At 66.1% G+C, this 20,981-nt stretch carries 14 protein-coding genes; 10 read left to right on the plus strand and 4 right to left on the minus strand.

The annotated features are described in order from the left end of the window. Window positions 1–4 precede the first annotated feature (4 nt). From VGV07_RS11510 to VGV07_RS11525, 4 genes are read left to right on the plus strand one after another with little or no spacing between them, the layout of a single operon-like run. Complete coding sequence (locus tag VGV07_RS11510) at window positions 5–850, plus strand: carbohydrate ABC transporter permease (protein WP_326868835.1); 846 nt, start codon at window positions 5–7, stop codon at window positions 848–850. A gap of 5 nt (window positions 851–855) precedes the next feature. After that, window positions 856–1,932, plus strand: a complete 1,077-nt coding sequence (locus VGV07_RS11515) for a sn-glycerol-3-phosphate ABC transporter ATP-binding protein UgpC (RefSeq protein ID WP_326868836.1) — start codon at window positions 856–858, stop codon at window positions 1,930–1,932. A 24-nt stretch (window positions 1,933–1,956) separates the two neighbouring features. Then, window positions 1,957–3,126, plus strand: coding sequence for an enolase C-terminal domain-like protein (locus VGV07_RS11520; protein WP_326868837.1), 1,170 nt, complete (start codon window positions 1,957–1,959; stop codon window positions 3,124–3,126). A gap of 5 nt (window positions 3,127–3,131) precedes the next feature. Next, window positions 3,132–5,027 carry a hypothetical protein gene (locus tag VGV07_RS11525; RefSeq protein WP_326868838.1) on the plus strand — a complete coding sequence of 632 codons (1,896 nt, stop codon included), beginning with the start codon at window positions 3,132–3,134 and terminating at the stop codon, window positions 5,025–5,027. A gap of 342 nt (window positions 5,028–5,369) precedes the next feature. Here the strand turns inward: VGV07_RS11525 and VGV07_RS11530 are convergent, their stop codons facing one another. Genes VGV07_RS11530 through VGV07_RS11545 form a run of 4 tightly spaced genes read right to left on the minus strand, consistent with a single transcriptional unit; the run spans window position 5,370 to window position 9,134 of the window. Continuing rightward, on the minus strand, window positions 5,370–5,813 hold the full coding sequence (locus tag VGV07_RS11530) for a MaoC/PaaZ C-terminal domain-containing protein (RefSeq protein ID WP_414649940.1): 444 nt from the start codon (window positions 5,811–5,813) through the stop codon (window positions 5,370–5,372). Further along, complete coding sequence (locus tag VGV07_RS11535) at window positions 5,813–6,907, minus strand: extracellular solute-binding protein (protein ID WP_326868923.1); 1,095 nt, start codon at window positions 6,905–6,907, stop codon at window positions 5,813–5,815. The genes VGV07_RS11530 and VGV07_RS11535 overlap by 1 nt, the downstream gene beginning before the upstream one ends. 14 nt (window positions 6,908–6,921) lie before the next feature. Further along, window positions 6,922–8,070, minus strand: a complete 1,149-nt coding sequence (locus VGV07_RS11540; RefSeq protein WP_326868839.1) for a CaiB/BaiF CoA-transferase family protein — start codon at window positions 8,068–8,070, stop codon at window positions 6,922–6,924. After that, a complete protein-coding gene (locus VGV07_RS11545) occupies window positions 8,067–9,134 on the minus strand; it encodes a Gfo/Idh/MocA family oxidoreductase (RefSeq protein WP_326868840.1) in 1,068 nt (355 codons plus the stop codon). The genes VGV07_RS11540 and VGV07_RS11545 overlap by 4 nt, the downstream gene beginning before the upstream one ends. Before the next feature lie 444 nt (window positions 9,135–9,578). Between VGV07_RS11545 and VGV07_RS11550 the strand changes: the two genes are divergently transcribed. The 6 genes from VGV07_RS11550 to VGV07_RS11575 all read left to right on the plus strand — a co-directional run bounded on the left by VGV07_RS11550 (window position 9,579) and on the right by VGV07_RS11575 (window position 20,830). Then, window positions 9,579–11,468 (plus strand): autotransporter assembly complex family protein, encoded by a 1,890-nt coding sequence (locus VGV07_RS11550; protein WP_326868841.1) that lies wholly within the window; start codon window positions 9,579–9,581, stop codon window positions 11,466–11,468. Continuing rightward, the gene (locus VGV07_RS11555; protein ID WP_326868842.1) at window positions 11,465–15,778 is read left to right on the plus strand and encodes a translocation/assembly module TamB domain-containing protein; all 4,314 of its coding nucleotides are present in this window, start codon (window positions 11,465–11,467) and stop codon (window positions 15,776–15,778) included. The genes VGV07_RS11550 and VGV07_RS11555 overlap by 4 nt, the downstream gene beginning before the upstream one ends. Window positions 15,779–16,106: 328 nt before the next feature. Beyond that, window positions 16,107–17,054 carry a substrate-binding domain-containing protein gene (locus VGV07_RS11560; protein WP_326868843.1) on the plus strand — a complete coding sequence of 316 codons (948 nt, stop codon included), beginning with the start codon at window positions 16,107–16,109 and terminating at the stop codon, window positions 17,052–17,054. A 152-nt stretch (window positions 17,055–17,206) separates the two neighbouring features. After that, the gene (locus tag VGV07_RS11565) at window positions 17,207–18,781 is read left to right on the plus strand and encodes a sugar ABC transporter ATP-binding protein (protein ID WP_326868844.1); all 1,575 of its coding nucleotides are present in this window, start codon (window positions 17,207–17,209) and stop codon (window positions 18,779–18,781) included. Continuing rightward, window positions 18,778–19,794 carry an ABC transporter permease gene (locus tag VGV07_RS11570; RefSeq protein WP_326868845.1) on the plus strand — a complete coding sequence of 339 codons (1,017 nt, stop codon included), beginning with the start codon at window positions 18,778–18,780 and terminating at the stop codon, window positions 19,792–19,794. The genes VGV07_RS11565 and VGV07_RS11570 overlap by 4 nt, the downstream gene beginning before the upstream one ends. Before the next feature lie 22 nt (window positions 19,795–19,816). Continuing rightward, on the plus strand, window positions 19,817–20,830 hold the full coding sequence (locus tag VGV07_RS11575; RefSeq protein ID WP_326868846.1) for a LacI family DNA-binding transcriptional regulator: 1,014 nt from the start codon (window positions 19,817–19,819) through the stop codon (window positions 20,828–20,830). The last annotated feature ends 151 nt before the right edge of the window (window positions 20,831–20,981 follow it).

Genomic DNA, 20,981 nt, shown 5'->3' on the forward strand with positions numbered 1-20,981 from the left:
CGCCATGGCCCAGACCCGCACCGGCTCCAACCTCATCTGGAACATTGTCAGCTACGCCGTACTGATCGTCTTGGCGCTGCTCAGCATCGGCCCGCTGCTGTGGATGCTGCTGACCTCATTCAAGGTCGACGACGACATCGTCACGCGCACGATGGTGTATTTCCCCACCCGCTTCACACTCGAGAATTACATCAAGCTGTGGAACCAGTCGGGCTATCCGGTGCTGGTGATCAACAGCCTCGTCACCACCACGCTGACTGTGGCGATCTGCCTGTTCACCGGCACCATCGCTTCATACGCCTTCTCGCGCTTCAACTTCCCCGGTCGTACGCCGCTGATGCTCGGTTACCTCGTCGTCCGCATGTTCCCCGCCGTGCTGATGATCATCCCGCTGTTCATCGTGATGCGGAACCTGGGGCTGTTCGACACCAGCCTCGGTCTTGCCGTGGCGTATACCAGTTTCCTCCTGCCGCTGTTCGTCTGGATGCTGAAGGGCTTCTTCGACGCGGCCCCCAAGGAGCTGGAATCGGCGGCGCGCATCGATGGGTCGACCCGCATCGGGGCGATGTTCCGCATCGTCATTCCGATCGCTCGCAACGGGCTGGTCGCCACCTGCGTGTTCGTCGCCATCGCGGCGTGGAACGAATACCTGTTCGCGCTGATGCTGACCTCGAGCACGGGCTCACGCACCTGGCCGGTCGGCCTGCAACTGATGGTCGGCGAGTTCCAGTTGCCCTGGGGCATGCTGGCCGCCGGCGGCATCATTTCCATCCTGCCGGTGATCGTTCTCTTCGCGCTGGTGCAACGCGTCATGGTCGCCGGCATCACCGCCGGCGCAGTCAAGGGTTAGCGGCAATGGCCACGTTATCGATCAAGGGCGTCCGCAAGAGCTTTGGCGCGGTCGAGGTGCTGAAGAACATCGACATCGAGCTGGAGGATGGCGGTTTTCTGGTGCTGCTTGGACCATCGGGTTGCGGCAAGTCCACGTTGCTGTCGATCATCGCCGGGCTCGAGCCGAGTTCGGGCGGCGACGTCATCATCGGCGAGCGCAACGTCAACGATGTGCATCCCAAGGATCGCAACATCGCCATGGTGTTTCAGTCTTACGCACTCTACCCGACCATGCCGGTGCGACGGAATATCGGCTTCGGTCTCGAGATGCGGAAGGTGCCTGCGGCCGAGCGGGATGCGGCGGTGCAGCGGGCCGCCGAGCTGCTGCAGATCGAGCACCTGCTCGATCGGAAGCCGGGCCAGCTGTCGGGCGGGCAGCGGCAGCGCGTGGCGATGGGCCGCGCCATCGTGCGCGATCCCGACCTGTTCCTGTTCGACGAGCCGCTCAGCAACCTCGATGCCAAGCTGCGCGTCGAGATGCGCACTGAGATCAAGCGGCTGCATGACCGGCTCGGCACCTCGATCGTCTATGTCACGCACGACCAGATCGAGGCGATGACGCTGGGCACCAAGGTGGCGGTGATGAAGGGCGGGGTGATCCAGCAGATCGCCGATCCGCAGACGATCTACGAGAAGCCGGCCAACATGTTCGTCGCCGGCTTCATCGGCTCGCCGACGATGAACTTCCTGTCGGGGACGCTCGAGCGGTCCGGCGGAACTGCTGTGCTGCGGCATGGCGAGGCGATGCTGGCGCTCCCCGGGCTGGAGCAGGATGTCGGCGCCTATATCGGCAAGCGCGTCGTGGCGGGCATCCGGCCCGAGACCTTCCATCCGGGCGAAGGACAGGGAACGCTTACCGGCACCGTCGACGTGGTGGAGCCGACCGGACCCGACACCATGGTGATCCTCAGCATCGGCGGACAAATGCTGACGGCGCGGCTCGGCTCACGCGACCGGCCGAAGCTTGGCGACACCATGACGCTCGCCGTCGATACGGCCGCGATCAACCTGTTCGATCCCGACACCGGCGACCGCATCTGATCGCGCAATCCAGAGGGCCAGACCATGAAGGACCTGCGCATCAAGCGCCTGACCGTTCACCAGTACAAGTGGACGCGGCGCGACCTGACAGGCGACTATAACGGCTTCAACCACGTCTATCTCAAGGGTGGCAAGGTCGAGTTCACCGACTATGTGCTGACCATCGAGACCGAGGGCGGCATTACCGGGGAGTATGCCGGTGGCGTCGGGGTGTCGTACGCCCAGGTGGCGATGGCGGCGCAATACCTGATCGGCAAGAACGCGCTCGAGCGCGAGTTGATCTGGAACGACCTGAAGCGCGCACTGCGCAAGCACGACAAGTTCGGCATGGGGCCGATCGACTGCGCGTTGTGGGACATTGCCGGCAAGGCCGCCGGCCAGCCGGTCTATCAACTGCTGGGCGGCTGGAAGAACAAGCTGCCGGCCTATGCCTCGACCTTCCACGGCGACGACAATGGCGGGCTCGACAGCCCCGAGGCGTTCGGCGACTTCGCCTTGCAGTGCAAGGAAATGGGCTACCCGGCGTTCAAGATCCACGGCTGGGGACATGGGCCGATCGCGCGCGAGGCGGCGGCGGTGCTGGTGACGCGCAAGGCGGTCGGCGACGGGATGGATCTGATGATCGATCCCGGCTGCGAATACGAGAACTGGGGCGATGCGCTGAAGGTGGGCAAGGCCTGCGATGAGGCGAACTATTTCTGGTACGAGGATCCCTACAAGGATGGCGGCATCTCGGCCTATGCGCACAAGCGGCTGCGGCAGTTCATCAATACGCCGATCCTGATGGGCGAGCACATTCGCGGGATCGAGCCGCGGGTCGACAACCTGATCGCCGAGGGCACCGATTTCGTCCGCGCCGATGTCGACTACGATGGCGGCATCACCGGGGTGATGAAGCTGGCGCATGTGGCGGAGGGCTTCGGTCTGGACGTCGAAATCCACGCACCCGGGCACGCGCCGCGGCACTGCATGGCGGCGATCCGCAACACCAACTACTACGAACTCGGCTTGGTGAACCCCAAGGTTGCCGGCTGGAAGAGCCAGCACCAGATCCACGCCGACGACTATTCCGACGATCTCGACGCCGTGGACCGGGATGGCTGCGTGCCGGTGCCGCAAGCCCCCGGGCTCGGCGCCACGCTCAACTGGGACTTCGTCAACAAGCACTCGACCGGCAAGACGGTCTACGAGTAGTCAGCATGACCGATAGTTCGAACCTGCCCGCCATCGCGGCGGCCGATATCCTTCCCTTGCCCGAATGGGCGCTGCTGCAGCGGCAGATATTCGCCGTGCTGAACGAGGCGGCGATCGAGTTTGCCGACCGTTACACCCGGGCCGACGGCACCTTGATCTGGCGCGATCGCTGGCCGGGGATGGATGGTTCGGACGACCCCTATGAGGGGTTCATGAACATGCCGCTGTTCTACGCGCTGGGCGGTTCGGAGGAGGTCTACAAGCGCTCGCGCACCATATGGGACGGCATCACCTGGCAGTGGACCGAGTATGGACAGATCCACCGCGAGTACGACGCCTATTACGACTGGATGCACCACGGCGAGAGCAACCTGTTCTTCTATTTCTTCGGTCTCGCCGACCCATCGGTGCCGAAGGACCGGCAGCGCACCCGGCGCTTCGCCGGCTTCTACAATGGCGAGGATGCGGAAGCGCAGAACTGGGATGCCGAGAAGCGGCTGATCCGCTCGCCGATCACGGGCAGTCGGGGACCAAGGTTCGAGCAGACCGCTGAGGATTGGTCGACGCATCGCGAGATCCTCGACGACTACCTGCCGCCGTTCGAGGACCTGCCGGGGATCGACAAATACGGCATGAAGACGCCGTGGTCGGACGATGCGACCTATGCGGAAATCCTGAGCCGCATCAACCAGCGGCAGTCGCGTGGCGACGTGCCGCTGAACCTCGGCGCAACTTCGCTGCTGACGCATGCCTTCGCCTATACCGGCGAGGAGAAGTACCGCACCTGGGTGCTGGATTATCTCGCGGCGTGGGAAGAGCGCACGGCGCGCAATGGCGGGATCACGCCCGACAATATCGGGTTGAGCGGCGAGATCGGCGAATACAACGACGGCAAGTGGTGGGGCGGCTATTACGGCTGGCGCTGGCCGCACGGCTCGTTCTCGCTGCTCGAACCGCTTTGCGTCTCGGGCGTCAACGCGGCGGTGCTCACGGGCGACATGCGGCACCTTCAGCTCGCTCGCTCGCAGCTCGACATGCTGTGGGGGCTCAGGCGCGAGGAGGGCGGCCAGCAGCTGGTGCCGAACCGGCACTATGATGAAGGCTGGCGCGACTATCGCCGCTGCCACCCGATGTATGGCGTCTATCTGTGGAACGTCTCGATGGCCGAGGAGGACGCCGAGCGGGCCGAGCGCGGCTGGGCCGGTGAGCTTTTCGATGCGGTGAACCCTGCATATCACGGCTATGGCAAGACCAATGGCGGCCATATGGGGTTCAACGGCAATACCGCGCAGTGGTTCAGGTTCATGCGCGGCAACGACCCCGGTTATCCCGAAGCGGTGCTGAAGGCCGACCTCCAGACCATCACCGAGCAGATCGCCAACTATCGCAAGCCCGAGAATGACCCCGAGACGATGGATCACTACCGGGAGTCGATGACCATCCACATGTGGCAGCAACTGACGCCGATGGTGGTGGAAGCACTGACCCAGCTAACGCTGGGCGGGCCGATGCACGTCTATCACGGCGGGCTGCAGGTGGCGCGATTCCGCTATTTCGACGCCGCGGGCCGACGGGCTGGGTTGCCGCAAGGTGTGGCGGCGCTGGTCGATGGGTTGTGGGACGATGGCGCGACGCTGACGCTGGTCAACACCGACGCGGTGCATGCCGCCGAAGTGGTGATCCAGGGCGGGGTGTTCGGGGAGCACGACATTACGTCGGTGGCGTTGGGCGATGCGGCGCCGGTGACAGTCGGCGGACGGTGGCTATCGGTGAAGTTGGCGGCTGGAGCGACGGCGCGGCTGGCGCTCGGGATGCGGCGGTTCGCCAATGCACCGAGTTATGATACGCCCTGGGTGCGGGCGGCCGACGGGCCGGCGCCGTTGCTGGGGCGGGAGCCCTGATCACCTCTCCCTCGGGGGAGAGGTCGGCGCGCAGCGCCGGGTGAGGGGGCCTTTTTCCACGCTCGGTGCTTGCGGCAAGGCCCCCTCACCCTGACCCTCTCCCCCAAGGGAGAGGGGACGCTGGGAGCACACTCCGTGCAGTCCGGTAGCTCTACCCACCGGCCGTCATCCCGACGAAAGTCGGGACCCAGTGCTCTGAGCGTTCAGCCAAACGCCAAGCTCGCCGACCTATCAGCGATGGACGGATCGTGTCGCGCGGAGCCAACGTTCCGAGCCGTGGGTCCCGACTTTCGTCGGGATGACGATCGAGTTTGTGGGTTCGGCTGGCGCTAGGGCGAGGCCTCACCCCCGCCGCTGCGCCAGGTAGATGTGCTCGCACGCCAGCACCGTCTCGCCGCGCTGGTTGAGCACCCGTACCTGTTCCGTCACCCGGCCGTACTGAGGACGCTTCGGGTCATCGTCCAGCCCGGCAATGGTCAGCTCGGTGTGAATGGTGTCGCCGATGAATACCGGCTTCGGGAAGCGCAGGCGTTCGTAGCCGTAGGTGAAGGCCAATGGGTTGATTTCGGTGGCGGTGAGGCCGATGCCGATGGCGAAGGTCATGGTGCCGTGGGCGATGCGCTGGCCGAACTCCGAGCCCTTCATGAACTCGGCGTCCATGTGGTGCGGGAAGAAATCGCCGGTATGGCCGGCGTGAACGACGAAGTCGGTCTCGGTGATGGTGCGGCCGCTGGTTTTACGGACCTCGCCGACGACATAGTCCTCGAAGTGGCGTGGGCGCTCCATCAGAAACTCTCCCGGAACAGCCGATCGAGATCGGCGAGGATGGTCGCGGGCGCCTCGTGCGCCCGCAGGCCTGCAGTCAGCCGTTGCGAGGCGGCGTCCTGGAACGCCATGTAGCCGTGGTGGCGCGGACGGACATAGGCGCCCTCGAGGGTTTTGCGGGTGCCGCGATAGAAGTTGCCGGTGGCGGCGTTCACCGCATCGTCTTCCCAGGCGGTGGCATGGCCGGGCTGGCCGCCCGAACTGGCGTACAGGGTGCGCTGCACCTCCGCCGAGGCGACCCAGTAGGCATAGTCGATGGCGGCGTCTCGGTTCCGCGAGAAGGCGGAGACGGCGATTCCCGTGCCGCCGAGGGCCGAACCTTTGGCGCCCGGCATCGGGATATCGGCAAAGGTCAGCTGCTGCGGGCGGAAACCCGGCATGGCGTAGCTGACATAGCCGTAGCCGAGCGGCATCAGGGCCAGCGTGGCATCCGGACGCGCCATGGCCTCGGAGGCGGCGATGGGGTCCATGGCGAAGTCGGCGGGGTCGAGGTGTCGTGCAACCTCGGTCAGCATTTCGATGGCGCGGATGCCGGTATCCGTGTCGACCAGCGGGCCGTTCTCGACTGCGCAGGGATGGCCGAGATTGGCAGTGAGGGTGAAGAAGCTCATCATCGAGTGCGGCGGCAGCAGCGGGAAGGCGACGCGCCCGGCCTTGGCGAGCGCGACGACGTCATCCCAGCTTTTCGGCGCATCGATCAGATCGGCCCGGTAGGCCATGACTTGCGTCGCGGCATCGATGGGGAACGCCCATTGATGCCCGGCATAGGCATAGCTCGGGTAGGACGCGCCGACAGAGCCTTCGGCCAGCGCCTGGCGTTCGGCTTCGCGGCCGGGGACATCGAGCGGGGCGAGGCAGCCTTCTTCGACCACCTGGCCGACATGCGGATGATCGATGACGATCATGTCGTACTGGCGGGCCAGTTGCTCGACCGGGAAGGACTCGAAATCCTGCAGGCTCCGCTTGTCCCATTCGATAGTCATGCCGGTCTCTGCGGCCCAGGCTTTGGCGGTCGCCACCATCGGGTCATAGCCACGGGGGTGGCTCCAGGTCATGCCCTTGAGGGTCGTCAAAGTCCGAACTCCTTGCGTATCGCTGCGCTCTGCTCGCCGATCAACGGCGCAGCGCGGTGCGTCTGAGGGCGCTGGCCGTCGATGCGGAGCGGCGAGCGGGTCGTGAGGATGGAGACGCCGTCATCGCGCGTGACGGTCTGCAGCATGTCGAGCGCCTTGAACCCCTCGCTTTCCATCAGCTCGTCCCATTCGAGCACCTTGGCGCACCAGATATCGGCGGGTTCGAGCACCGCGAGCCATTCGGCAGTGGAGCGGGTCGCCAGCCGCTGAGCGATCAGGCGCTTGATCTCGTCACGGGCGCTGAACCAGCTCTTCGGATCAGGGGCGAAAGCGTCGAGTGCCGAGAGCTCGAGCAGGTCGCGGATCTTGCCGAGCGGCGTCATGGCGAGAGCCAGCCAGCCATCGGCGGTGGGGTAGACGCCGTAAGGAGCGGACAGGTAGGCGTGGGCGGAGCGGAACTCCGAGCGCTTCGGCTTCCGCCGGCCATCGTTGAGGTGCGTGGTCAGCACCTCGAACTGGAAATCGACCAGCGCTTCGAGGAGGCTCGTCTCGACATGGGCACCCTGGCCGGTCCGGCCCTGCCTGACCAGCGAGGCGAGGATACCCTGCGCTACGGCGGCGCCGGCCAGCATGTCGGCGATGGCAAGGCCGAAAGGCACCGGGCCCTGGTCGTGGTCGCCATTGAGCCACATGACTCCGGAGCGGGCCTGCGCCAGCAGATCCTGGCCCGGACGCTGCACCCAGGGACCGGCTTCGCCATAACCTGTTATGGAGGCATAGACGATGCCCGGGTTGATGGCTTTGACACGGTCATAGTCGAGGCCAAGCCGATCGATGACGCCGGGGCGAAAGTTCTGCAGCATGACATCGGCCCGGCCGATGAGCTTTTTCAGCGCGGCAATGTCAGCCGCGCTCTTCAGGTCGAGCGCCAGGCTCTCCTTACTGCGGTTGATGGCGTGAAAAATCGTCGAGTCACCGCCGATCTCGGTGTCACTGAGATAGAGCCGGCGGCTGAGGTCGCCGCCATCGGGGCGTTCGATCTTGATGACGCGGGCGCCCAGATCCTGGAGCCGCAGCGAGGCGTAGGGGCCGGAGAGGAACTGGCAGAGGTCGACAACCAGAACGCCGTCGAGGGGGAGGGTCATGGAGCGGCTCTTACTGAGGTAGCGGGCTTGGCTGCTGACTCGAAGGCGGCTTCGGCCAGCGCCATGGTGTGCCAGGCGTCTTCGACCGAGGAAACCAGCACCGGGTCTTCGCCGGCGGCATAGCGCTGCAGGTTGCTCATCGTGCCGATGAAGGCGTGCGGGAACCATTTTCCCTCAAGCGGCACCTGGGTCCAGTCCGCTTCACCGCGTCGGGTGAGCCACAGTTCGTCCGGCTCGCCCTCGGGATAGTTGAGCAGCAGCCCGAGTTTTACCAGCGCGGCGCCTTGGGTGCCCTCGAAGCGGAAGCTCGCATCCTGGAAGCGACGGCCGAAATCGTGGTTGTGGTTGATCGAGAAGGTCACGCGCTGATCGGGCGCGAAATCGAACAGTGCCGAAGTACGGGTCTGGGCGAGCGCGGTCGAAGGGTGACCCAGGGTGCGGGCATGGACACCGCCGGGGTTGCCAAGCAGCGCCCGGAGCATATCGAGATAGTGGATCGAGTGCACCGCGATCTCGACCCGCGGCATGCCGTTGAGAAACGGGAACAGCTGCCAGGGGGTGACGAGGTTCAGGTGTACCTCGACATCGATCAGCCGGCCGAGCCAGCCGCGCTCGAGCGCATCGGCGATGGCCAGCATCATGGGCGAGAAACGAAGCTGGAAATTGACTGCGGCTTTCAGCGACTTGGCGCGGCAGAGCTCGAGGATTCTGGTCGCCTCGGCGAGGTCGCGGCCCATCGGCTTTTGCAGCAGCACGGCGGCGCCGTCGGGCAGCCCGGGCAGCACGTCGAGATGGGCGGCGGGCGGCAAGGCGAGATCGTAGACCGCATCGGGCGTCGCGATCGCCTCGTCCAGCGTACGGAAAGCGCGGGTTTTCCACTTTTCGGCGACGGCTCGGGTGCGCTCTGCGTCCAGGTCGAAGACGCCAGCGACTGGCAGCTCCGCGAGCTGATAGGCCGGCAGGTGGGCATCGGTGACGATGCCGCCGGCGCCGATGATGACGATCGGCTTGGGCACGCTGGGCCGGGGCCAGCTTTGCCTGAGCTCTCCGACTTCGATGGTCACCTGCTCCTCGCTACGTCATTCTTATGTGAATGGGTATTTCACAAGTGGGCCGATGGGGCAACGCTGATATATCAGGCCCGGCGGGTTGACGACGTGAAGAAAACTTCGCGGGTGCGCATGCTTGACCTCCCATTTACTCTTGCCGGACGATAATGGGGGGCCGCAGAAGCGGCTATTACGCGTTCGTCGACAGCCAGTTAGGCGTGTGTCGTGATCGTGGATGCCGCATTGTCGCCTCATAGTCGCCGCCCTTTGGCGGTTGCTTGGCAGCGCGGCATTTCATGGGAAGTGTCCCATCGTGATGGGAAGTGTCCCATCGTGATGGCAAAGCCATTGGGCAACGGCGGGTCAGCCGGCGTTCACTACAGCAGCCGCCCGGCCTCGGGCGGAGGTGAACGCGTCGGCAGCCGAGGGCAGGGGTAGTCGGGACTGTTACAGCGGCGGGTGAAATTCGGTCTGGCCATGCTGGCCCTGGCGCCATTGCTCGTGCCGGGGGCATCGGCGTTCGAGTTCTTCGGCATCAAGCTGTTCGAGGATCAGAGCGAGATCGACGCCGACGCGGTGATCGGCGATCCGCAAACCTATACGGCAACCCTTGAAACCACAGCGACCGGCGACGTGGCGAACGCTATCCGCGGCGCTTCGGCACTGTTGGCAGATCAGGGCGCGCCGGCTTCGGGTGCGGCGGGGCTGCTGGCCAAGGCGCGCAGCGACTATCGGCGCATTCTCGCAGCGCTTTACAACCAGGGTTATTACGGCGGCGCCATCAGCATCCTCGTCGGCGGCAAGGAGGCCGCCAACCTGGCGCCCGATACCGAATTGCCCGAGCCGGTGGCGGTGGTGCTGAAGGTCGATGCCGGGCCGCTGTTCCGCTTCGGCAATGTGCAGATCAGCAACCGTGCACCGCTTACCAGCGAGGCAGGCGATGAGGTGGAACAGCCGGAAGTGGCAGGGTTCGGTGCGGGGCTCGTGGCCAGGGCCACGGTGGTCGGGCGAGCCGAGCAACTGGCCGTCGATGCCTGGCGTCAGCAGGGTTACGCCGAGGCGGCGGTGGTCGACCGGCAGGTGATTGCAGACCATCAGAGCGACACCGTCGACGTCACCATTGTCGTCGCGCCTGGCCGGCATGCGACGGTCGGGCCGATCGGGGTCAGCGGCACCAACCGCATGGATCCGGAGTTCGTGGCGCAGCAGACCGGGCTGATCGCCGGTCACGATTATGACCCCGATGATATCGCGCGGGCCGAGAAGCGGCTGGCGCGGCTCGACGTGTTTCGCGCCATGCGGATCGAAGCGGCGGGCGCCATCGGCAATGACGGCGTGCTGCCGTTCAACGTTATCGTCGAGGAGCAGGCGGAACGCCGCTTTGGCGTCGGCGCCACCTACTCGACCGTCGACGGGCTCGGTATCGAAGGCTTCCACTTGTGGCGCAACCTGTTCGGGCGGGCCGAGCGGCTCAGGCTCGATGCCAAGGTTGCCGGCATCAACTGGCCGATCGCCACCGAAGAGTTCGACTATGCGTTCGGCGGCACCTTCACCAAGCCGGGCTTCCTCAACCCCGACAATGATCTCGTCGCCGCGGTCTCGGCCGAGCGCAGCGTGTTGCCGGCCTATACCGAAACCTCGGCGTCGGCGCGGGTGGGGCTGACGCAATACCTGTTCGACCAGCTGACGCTCGATGGCTCGGCCTATTACGAGCGCTCGCTGTTCGAGGACGATTTCGGCACCCGCAATTTCTCGATCGCCGGCCTCAGCGGCGGGCTGATCTGGGATGCGCGCGACAACCCGCAGGATGCCACCGAAGGGTTCTACGTCAATGTGACGGCCGAGCCGTTCTATGAGTTCTATTACGGTAATCCGGCGTTCCGGACGACGGCCGAAGTGCGCGGCTATCTCAGCGTCATGGCCGACAAACAACTGGTGCTGGCGGGCCGCGCCAAGGTCGGGGCGCTGGTCGGGCCTGCAATCGATGAACTTCCGCCCGATCGGCTGTTCTTTGCCGGGGGCGGCGGCTCGGTGCGCGGCTATGCGTTCAAGGGCATCGGCGTCGATGGTCCTGGTGATACGGTCACCGGCGGCAAGTACCTGATCGAGGGTTCGCTCGAGGCGCGCTACAAGGTCACCAACGATATCGGCATCGTCGCATTCGTCGATGGCGGCTATGTCGCGGCAGACGAACTGCCGGGGCTGGACCAGCTGCGCGTCGGCGTCGGTGCGGGCGTCCGCTACTATACCGGGCTCGGGCCGCTGCGGCTCGACGTGGCGGTGCCGCTCAACAAGCGGCCCGGCGATCCGGACTACGCCCTCTATGTCGGCATAGGACAGGCGTTTTGAAACGGGTCCTCACCACCGGCATGATGCTCGGCTTCGGCCTCCTGGCCGCGATGCCGCTGGTCGCGCAAGACCAGGGCCAGATGAATGCCGAGCAGCAGAAGGACTGGTTCGTCGGCTTCGTCGAAGGCCAGTTGTCGACGCCGGAGCGGCAGATCCGCATCTCCAATATCGATGGGGCGCTGTCATCGAACGCCTCGATCCGCGAGGTCACCATCTCCGACAAGGAGGGGGTGTGGCTCAAGGTCAACAATGCGGCGATCGACTGGGACCAGGGAGCGCTGTTCACCGGCCGGCTGCTGGTCAAGGCGCTGACTGCCGACAGCATCGAATACCTGCGCAATGCCATTCCGAGCGGCGATCCGAACCTGCCGGCGCCGGAAGCCGCGCCGCTGGCGATCCCGGATTTTCCGGTGGCGATCCAGCTCGACAAGCTGAGCGTGCCCAAGGTGACCTTCGGCGAGACCGTCTTCGGGCTCGGCTCGGAGATTTCGGTCGACGGCAATTTCCGGCTCGAGGGGGGTTCGCTCGATACGGCCCTCAACATCGTCCGGCTCGACGGGCCTGGCGGCAAGCTGGATCTCTCCGTCGCCTACAAGAAGGCCGACAACAGCATCGATCTGGGGGTGACGCTGACCGAGCCGCCCAACGGCATTCTGGCGAACCTCCTCAACATCGAAGGCAAGCCCGAGATGGCGCTGGCGGTGAACGGCTCCGGCCCGGTCGCCGACCTCAGGACCACCATGACGCTCGATGCCGGCGGCACCCGGGCGCTCGAAGGCCTCGCAACGATCGTGCAGAAGCCGGAGGGCATGGCCATCGACGCCGACCTCGGCGGACCGATCGGCGTGCTGGTGGCGCCGGCCTATCAGGCATTCTTCGGGGCAGAGACCTCGCTCAAGGCTTCGGCGCTGCTGCGCTCGGCCGGCGGCGTCGAGATCTCCGGGGTGAAGCTGAGCGGCGGGCAGCTGGGACTCGAAGCCTCGGGCGCCACCACGGCAGATGGCTTTCTCAGCCGGTTGAACCTCGCGGCGACGATCGCCGACCCGCAGGGAAATCGGGTGATCCTGCCGGCGCCGGGCGCGGCGACAACGATCGACCGCGCGGCGCTGAAAGTCGATTTCGGCGGAGCGGGCAGCGATGACTGGTCGGCCGACCTCGTCGCCAACGGGTTCGCCAATGGCGGATTGCAGGCGGAAGAGATCACGCTCCGCGGCAACGGCATCGCCAGCAATCTCGAGGATCCGGCAAGCCGCCGGCTCACCTTCAATGCCGACGGCATGGTCCAGGGCATCGTTTCGGCCGATGCCGACGTGCAGGCGGCACTGGGCGACAGCGCCGGGCTCGGGCTGGCGGGCCTGTGGAATGCCGGCGAGCCGTTGCAGCTGGCCCAGTTCCGGCTGGTCGGCAAGGCGCTGACGCTGGGCGCTGCCGGGACCTTCGATGACAACGTGTTCGACGGGCAGCTGGCGATCGCCACCAGTTCGATCGCGCCGTTCTCGGGCGTCGCCGGCCGCGACCTCGATGGGGCGATGAAGCTGACCGCGACCGGTACGGTCAGCCCGCTGATCGGCGGCTTCAACCTCAATCTCGATGGCACAGCGCAGGACCTGGCGCTCTCGGAGCCGGCGCTCGACCAGGTGCTCACGGGCACCGTCAAGCTCAGCGGCCGGGTGGCGCGTACGGCAGAGGGGCTGGAGGCCGAAGCCTTCCGCATCGCCAACGACAATGTGCAGATCGCTGCCGATGGCAGCTTTGCCACCGGCGCCGCGGACTTCACCTTCAACGCCGCGCTGGCCGACCTGGCGCTGCTTTCCGACCAGGCCAAGGGCGCGTTGACCCTCACCGGCACGGCCAAGGGCAAGGGCGTCATCGCGCTCGATGTCGCCGCCAAGGTGCCGAGCGGTGTTCTGGCCGGCAAGACGCTGTCGGATGCGGCCTTCGGCTTCACCGGACAACTGGCCGAGGACGGCACGCTCACCGGGCAGCTCAAGGGCGATGCCTTCCTCGAGCGGTTCCGCGTGGCGCTGGGCGGCGATGTCGCCGTCGACGCCAAGACCAAACGACTGAGCGGGCTGCGCTTCGAGGCTGGCCCAACGCTGATCAGCGGTGATGTGCTGCAGGATGCGGATGGGTTGCTGACCGGCACGCTGAAGCTTGCTTCGCCCAACATCACGACCGCTGCGGCGCTGTTGCTGCTCGATGCTACCGGCAGCGTCGATGCGACAGTCGCGCTGATGCCCGATGGCGGCAAGCAGAGCGCCGAGATTTCCGGCTCGGTCGCCAAGCTCGCCGCCAATGATGTGTCGATCGGTGCCGCCGAAATCCGCGCTTCGGTGTCGGACCTGTTCGGCGTGCCGGCGATCGACGGCACCGTCAACGGGCGAGCCGTCGCGGCGGGCGGTATCACCGTCGATACGCTTGAGGCGCAGGCTTCGCGCACCGGCGAGGCGACCGCGTTCGATCTCACCGCGGCGCTGGCCAATCGCACCAATGTGGCACTGGCCGGCAACCTCGCGCCGCTCGGCAAGGGCTATCGTCTGGCGCTCGATCGGGCCGAGCTGACCCAAGGCCAGCTCCGCGCACGGCTGGCTCAGCCGACGGCATTGGCGATATCAGGTGATACCGTCAGCCTTGATGCGGTGCAGTTCGATGTCGGCGGGGGGCGGATTTCGGCCACCGGCAGCGCCGGCTCGAGCCTCGATATCGCGCTCGATGTCAAAGCCCTGCCGCTGTCGATCGCCAATGCCATTGCCCCGGAGCTGGGGCTTGCGGGCACGCTCAACGGCAGCGGGCGGATCACCGGTTCGGCCAGTGATCCCAATGCCAGCTTCAGCATTGCCGGCTCGGGTATTTCCGCTGCGGCGATCAGCGAGTTCGGCATCACGCCGATGCAGTTCGACGGGCGCGGCAGCTTTGCCAAGCAGACTCTGGTGCTGGAAAGCGCTTCAGCGCAGGGCGCCGGCGGACTGCAGCTGACAGCCAGCGGCCGGGTGCCGTTCAACGGGCGCGGGCTTGCGGTCGAGGTGCAGGGCTCGGCCCCGCTGGCGCTGGGCAACCGCTTCGTTGCCGATCGCGGCGGCCAACTCAGCGGCACCGCCAACCTCAATGCCCGGGTCAGCGGCAGCCTCTCCTCGCCGCAATTCGCCGGCACGGTTTCGACCAGCGGCTCGGGCTATATCGACCCGGCGCTGAACTTGAGGCTGGTCGACATCACCGGCCGGGCGAGCCTTGCCGGCAACCGCATCAATATCGACAGCCTGACTGCGGGGCTCGCTACCGGCGGATCGCTGTCGGTCGGCGGCTCGGTCGGGCTTGGCGCCGGCAACCCGGCCGATATCGCGGTGCGGCTCAGCTCGGCCCGCTATGCCGATGGCAACCTGTTCGTCGCCACCGTCTCAGGCGACCTGGCGCTCAGGGGCCGGCTCGACGCCAGCCCGATGCTGTCGGGCAATGTGATGATCGAGAAGGCCGACATCACCATCCCCGACTCGCTCGGTGGCGCCGGCACGCTGATCGACGCCAAGCACATCGATGCCCCGAAGCCCGTACTGGTCACGTTGAAGCGCGCTGCCGTCACCACCTCCGGCGCACCGATGCCGCAGCGGCGGCCCTCGGTGGTGCAGCTCGACGTCAACGTCAGCGCGCCCAACCAGATTTTTGTGCGCGGGCGCGGGCTCGATGCGGAAGTCGGCGGCTCGGTGCGGCTCACCGGCTCGGTCAACGATATCCGTCCGGTCGGCGGCTTCCAGCTCAATCGCGGCCGGCTGGCTATTCTCGGCCAGCGCGTCACCTTCGAGGAGGGTTCGGTGACGCTGGTCGGCGATCTCGATCCGTTCCTCGATTTCACCGCTCGCACCGAAGGCGACGGCATCACGGTGTTCGTCAACGTCACCGGCCGCGTCTCGGAGCTCGATATCGGCTTTAGCTCCAACCCACAGTTGCCGGAAGACGAAGTGCTGTCCCGGCTGTTGTTCAAGCGCTCGATGGGCGAGTTGACGCCGATCCAGCTGGCGAAGCTCGCCGGCGCTGCGGCTGAGCTGGCCGGCGGTGGTGGCGGCTCATTGGTCGACTCGCTCCGCGCCAAAGCCGGGCTCGACGACCTGGATGTGGTCACCAACGAGGATGGCAGCCTCGCCGTACAGGCGGGGGCATACCTGCAGGACAACATCTATCTGGGCGTCCAGGCCGGGGCGGACGGCAACTCGCGGGTGACGGTCAACCTCGACATCACCAAGGATATTCGCGCAAAGGTTTCGACCGGGACGGACGGGGATTCGAGCGTGGGTGTGTTCTACGAGAGCGACTATTAGGGTGGTTCCTTCGCCTCGAATGGGCACGATCGCAATCCAAACTCGATGTCATCCCTGCGAAAGCAGGGACCCATCGCACCGCCCGCGCCTGCCGATCGTTGGGTCCCAGCTTTCGCTGGGATGACAGCCGGTGGCTGTGGTGGATCCAGCCCCGTGCACGAATGACGGGGTGGATGCGGGACCAGCGCGTGCTCACAATCTTCCCACCAAAGTCGAAGTAAACACTAACATGTCAGTGCTTGCGCAAACGTTTGCGACCAAGTAGCCTTCCTCTAGCCCGCGGATGAGGAAAACAACCCGCGTCGGGCGCTCAGAGGAGGATAGATTCATGGATAGACGCAGTTTCCTGTGGTCTTCGGTGGCGCTGGGCGCGCTGGCCGTTGCTGCTCCTGGTGCCTTCGCCCAGGACAAGCTGACCATCCTGGGCTCGGTGCCCAGTCTCGGCTTCCCGTTCTTCGTGCATATGCTGAACCAGATCAAAGTTGAGGCTGAAGCTCAGGGCGTCAACATCATCGAAAGCGACGGCCAGAACTCGGCGCCCAAGCAGACGGCCGATATCGAGGCGGCGATCGTCCAGAAGGTCAATGCCATCGTCATCTCGCCACTCGACGTCAACGCGCTGGCGCCGGCGATCGAGCAGGCGGTGCAGGCCGGCGTGCCGGTGGTGACGATCGACCGCCGGGTCGACGGCGTCGAAGGCATCCTTGCCCATGTCGGCGCGGACAACGTCAAGGGCGGCGAAGCCGAAGCGCAGGCGATGGTCGCGGCGTTCCCTGATGGCGCCAAGATCTTCCACCTGCAGGGCCAGCCCGGCGCCGGCCCGGCGATCGACCGCAACAAGGGCGTGCACAACGTGCTCGATCCGGTCAAGGACAAGTACCAGATCATCTTCGAACAGACCGCCAACTTCGCCCGCGCCGAAGCACTGTCGGTCACCGAGGCGGGGCTCGCCGCCAACGGCAAGCCCGATGCGATCATCTGCGCCAATGACGACATGGCGCTCGGCGCCATCGAGGCCTGCGCCGCCCGCGGCTTCACCGATGTGAAGATCTATGGCTTCGACGCCCTGCCCGAAGCGCTGGTCGCGGTGCGCGACGGCACCTTGGCCGGCACTGTCGAGCAGTTCCCCGGCGAGCAGTCGCGCACCGCGGTCCGCATCGCGGTGGCCTATGCCAAGGACAAGACCGAGCCGGCCGAAAAGCTGGTGCTGCTGACCCCGGTGGTCATCGGCAAGGACAATCTCGACAAGGCCGAGCGCATCGGCGAAGCCGGGTAAAGTTCCTCCCGCCAACTGGCGCGCCGGCGGTCCGATGTGCAAGCATCGGCGCCGCTGGTGCGCCAGAGGGCATCTGGAGTGCCTTCAGGAAAAGTTGCAGACTTTTCCTGTTCGAAAGCGCGACCATTGAAGACGACCATGGGAGGGGACCGATGGCTGCCGTCGCCGCCGCGGAGCAACTCGCGCCGCCACTGCTCGAAGTGGTGGGCGTCTCCAAGCACTTTGCCGGCGTCATTGCCCTCAACGATGTGTCGCTCGAAGTGCGGCGCGGAGAGATCCTCGGGCTCCTGGGTGAGAACGGCGCGGGCAAGTCGACGCTCCTGAAAATCCTGTCCGGCGCGCAGCCGCCGACCGGCGGGCGCATCAGCTTCGATGGCGCCGACTATCGGCCGCAGAGTCCAGATGCGGCCAAGCGCGCCGGCATCGTCACCATCTACCAGGAGCTGAGCCTGATCCCGACGCTGTCGGTGGCCGAGAACATCTTCATCGGCCGCGCGCCGCTCGGCGCCTTCGGCATCATCGACTGGCGGCGGATGCGGCGCGAAACCACCGGGATCATTGCCCGGGTGGGGCTGACGATCGATCCGGATACGCCGGTTTCGGCCCTGTCGGTGGCCGAGCAGCAACTGGTCGAGATCGCGCGGGCGTTGTCGCTCGAGAGCCGGCTGATCATCATGGACGAGCCGACCTCGGCGCTGACCGAGACCGAGGTCAGCCAATTGCTGCGGATCATGAAACAGCTGCGCACCGAAGGTGTCGCCATCATGTTCGTGACGCATCGGCTGGAGGAAGCCTCGGCCATCTGCGACCGCATGACGGTGCTGCGCGATGGGCGGCTCGCCGGGCATCTCAACCGCACCGACAAGCCGATCCCGATCCCCGAGATCATCGAGAAAATGGTGGGGCGGGCGGCGTCCGAGCTCTACGCCCGGCCGACGCAGCGCAACGCTGCCGGCGCCGTGCGGCTCAGCGTGCGCGGCCTCCGCACCGTGCGCGACCCGGAAGCGCCGCACGCCATCGTGCTCGACGGCGTCGATATCGACCTCAAGGCCGGCGAAATTCTCGGCGTCGCCGGGCTGGTTGGTTCCGGCCGCACCGAGCTGGCGCGCGCCATCTTCGGGGCCGACCGGATCGCGGCAGGCACAATGACGCTCGATGGCAAGGCGATCGCGCCGGCCTCGCCCGCCGATGCGATCGAACTGGGCATCGGCCTCGTACCGGAGGATCGGAAGCACCAGGCGATCTTTTCCATGCTGGGCATCCTGCAGAATTTCTCGGTGGCGGCGCTCAGGGCTTATTCCAACGGGCTCGGGCTGATGGCCGAGGGCAGGGAGCGCGCGGCGCTGGCCGAATACAAGAAGGCGCTCTCCATCCGTATGGCGTCGCCGGAGCAATCGATCGACGGGCTGTCAGGCGGCAACCAGCAGAAGGTGATCCTCGCCCGCTGGCTGGCGCGCGACCCGAAGGTGCTGATCGTCGACGAGCCGACGCGAGGCGTCGATGTGGGCGCCAAGGCGGAAGTGCACCAGATCCTGGTGCAACTGGCGGCGCGCGGCATCGCGGTGATGGTGATCTCGTCCGAGCTGCCCGAGGTGCTGGCGGTGAGCGACCGGATCGTCACCATGCGGCAGGGGCGCATCACCGGCGAGATGCCGGCAGTGGACGCGACGGAAGAAAAACTGATGGCGCTGATGGCGCTCGACCAGCGGCAGGGGGAGACAGCATGACCACGACAACCGAACCCGCCGAAAAGAAGGGGCCGAACAGCTTCGGCATCCTGAAGCGCTTCGGGCCGCTGCTGTTCCTGTTGGCGCTGGTGGTGGTGTTCACGGCGCTCAAGCCGAGCTTCATCGACCCGATCAACGTGTTCAACATCCTGCGCCAGATCTCGATCACCGGGCTGATCGCTTTGGGGATGACTTTCGTCATCCTCACCGCCGGTATCGACCTCAGTGTCGGCTCGCTGCTGGCCTTCTGCGGCATGGTCGCCGCGGTGGTGGCTAAGGGCGGCACGGCCAATTCGATGTCGCTCTCGGCAGGCGGCGGGCAGGGCTTCGGCTGGTTCGCGGCGCTGCTCGCCGCGGTCATCGTCGGCTCGGTGGCGGGCGGCGTGCAGGGGTTGGCGATCACCCGATTGAAGGTGCCACCGTTCGTGGTGACGCTGGGCGGGCTCACCATCTTTCGCGGCCTGACCCTGACGCTTTCCAATGGCGGGCCGATTTCGGGGTTCGACGCCTCGATGCGCTGGTTCGGCACGGGCCTGGTCGGGCCGGTGCCGGTGCCGGTGATCATCTTCGCCATCGCGGCGCTGCTTTGCCACCTGGTGCTGCGCTACACCCGCTATGGCCGAGCGGTCTATGCAGTGGGCGGCAATGCCGAGGCGGCGCGGCTTTCGGGCCTGCGCGTCGATCGCATCCTCATCTCGGTCTATGTCATCGTCGGGTTCTTTGCCGGGCTCGCGGCGTTCGTGCTCTCGGCACGGCTCAACTCATCGGAGGCAGTGGCTGGTATCGGCTATGAGCTGACGGTGATCTCTGCCGTGGTGATCGGCGGCACCTCGCTGTTCGGCGGCATCGGTAGCGTTGGTGGCACGGTGGTGGGCGCGGCGCTGATCGGGGTGCTGCAGAATGGCTTGCAGTTCAACAATGTCTCGTCCTACACGCAATCCATCGTCATCGGGCTGATCCTGATCGTCGCCGTGGCCTTCGACCGCTGGCTCAAGTCGAGGTCACGCAGCTAGGGAAGCCTCACCGGGAGCCGCAATGGTCACCATCAAGGACGTTGCCAAGCGCGCGAACGTCTCGTTCACGACCGTCTCCCATGTGATCAACAAGACCCGCCCGGTAAGCGAGGATGCGGCCAGCCGGGTCAACACGGCGATCGCCGATCTCGGCTATTTCCCGTCTGACGTGGCCCGCGCCCTGCAATCGAGCCGGACCCGGACTATCGGGATGATCGTCACCACCACCTCGAACCCGTTCTTCGGCGAGGTGATCCGCGGCGTGGAGCGCGCCTGCTTCAAGCACGGCTATACGCTGATGATCTGCAACACCGATGACGTGGCGACCAACCTCGTCGCCTATATGCGGACGCTGTTCACCAAGCGGGTCGATGCCATGGTGGTGATGACCACCAATGCCAGCCCGGAATTCTTCCGCCGGCTCGGGCAGATCAAGCGGGTGCCGGTGGTGGCGATCGATGCGCCAGCCGACACGGTCGCCTCGGTGTTTTCCGATGACTCGCTGGAGGGCGGGCGGCTGGTGGGCGCGTATCTCGCCGGGGCCGGGTTCCAACGCATCGTCTGCGTCTCGGGACCGGAGAGCCATCCACGCATGGCCGACCGGATCACCGGGCTGACCGCCGGGCTCGCGGCGCACGGCATTTCGCTTACCGGTGACTGGCTGGTGCGCACCGACCTCACCATGGATGGCGGGCTGGCGGCAGCACGCGAGATCCTCGGGCGACCGGGGCCGCGGCCCGATGCGATCTTTGCGCTCAGCGACATCATGGCGATCGGCCTGCTGCACGGCCTGCACGATGCCCGCGTCGATATTCCCGGCGAGATCTCGGTGGTGGGCTATGACGACATCGAGTCGGCGGCGCATCTCTTTCCACCGCTGACCACGGTCCGACAGCCAATCGCCGATATCGGCGCCAGCGCGGCGGAAGCGGCGATCAACCACCTCGACCGCGGCGTGCCGCTGCCAAGCAGCACGCAGCTGAAGCCCGAACTGATCTTCCGGCAATCGGCGCGGCGGCTGGTCGGGGCCGGTTAAGGCCCCCTCACCCGCCGCTGCGCGGCGACCTCTCCCCCCAGGGAGAGGTGGGGGCATCATCGTGCCACATCGTCACCTCTCCCTTGGGGGAGAGGTCGGCCGCAGGCCGGGTGAGGGGGCCTTTTTTTGCAGGATGCCGCCAAACTATCCA

The sequence above is a fragment of the Devosia sp. genome, assembly GCF_035944845.1.
Taxonomy (GTDB): Bacteria; Pseudomonadota; Alphaproteobacteria; order Rhizobiales; family Devosiaceae; genus Devosia_A.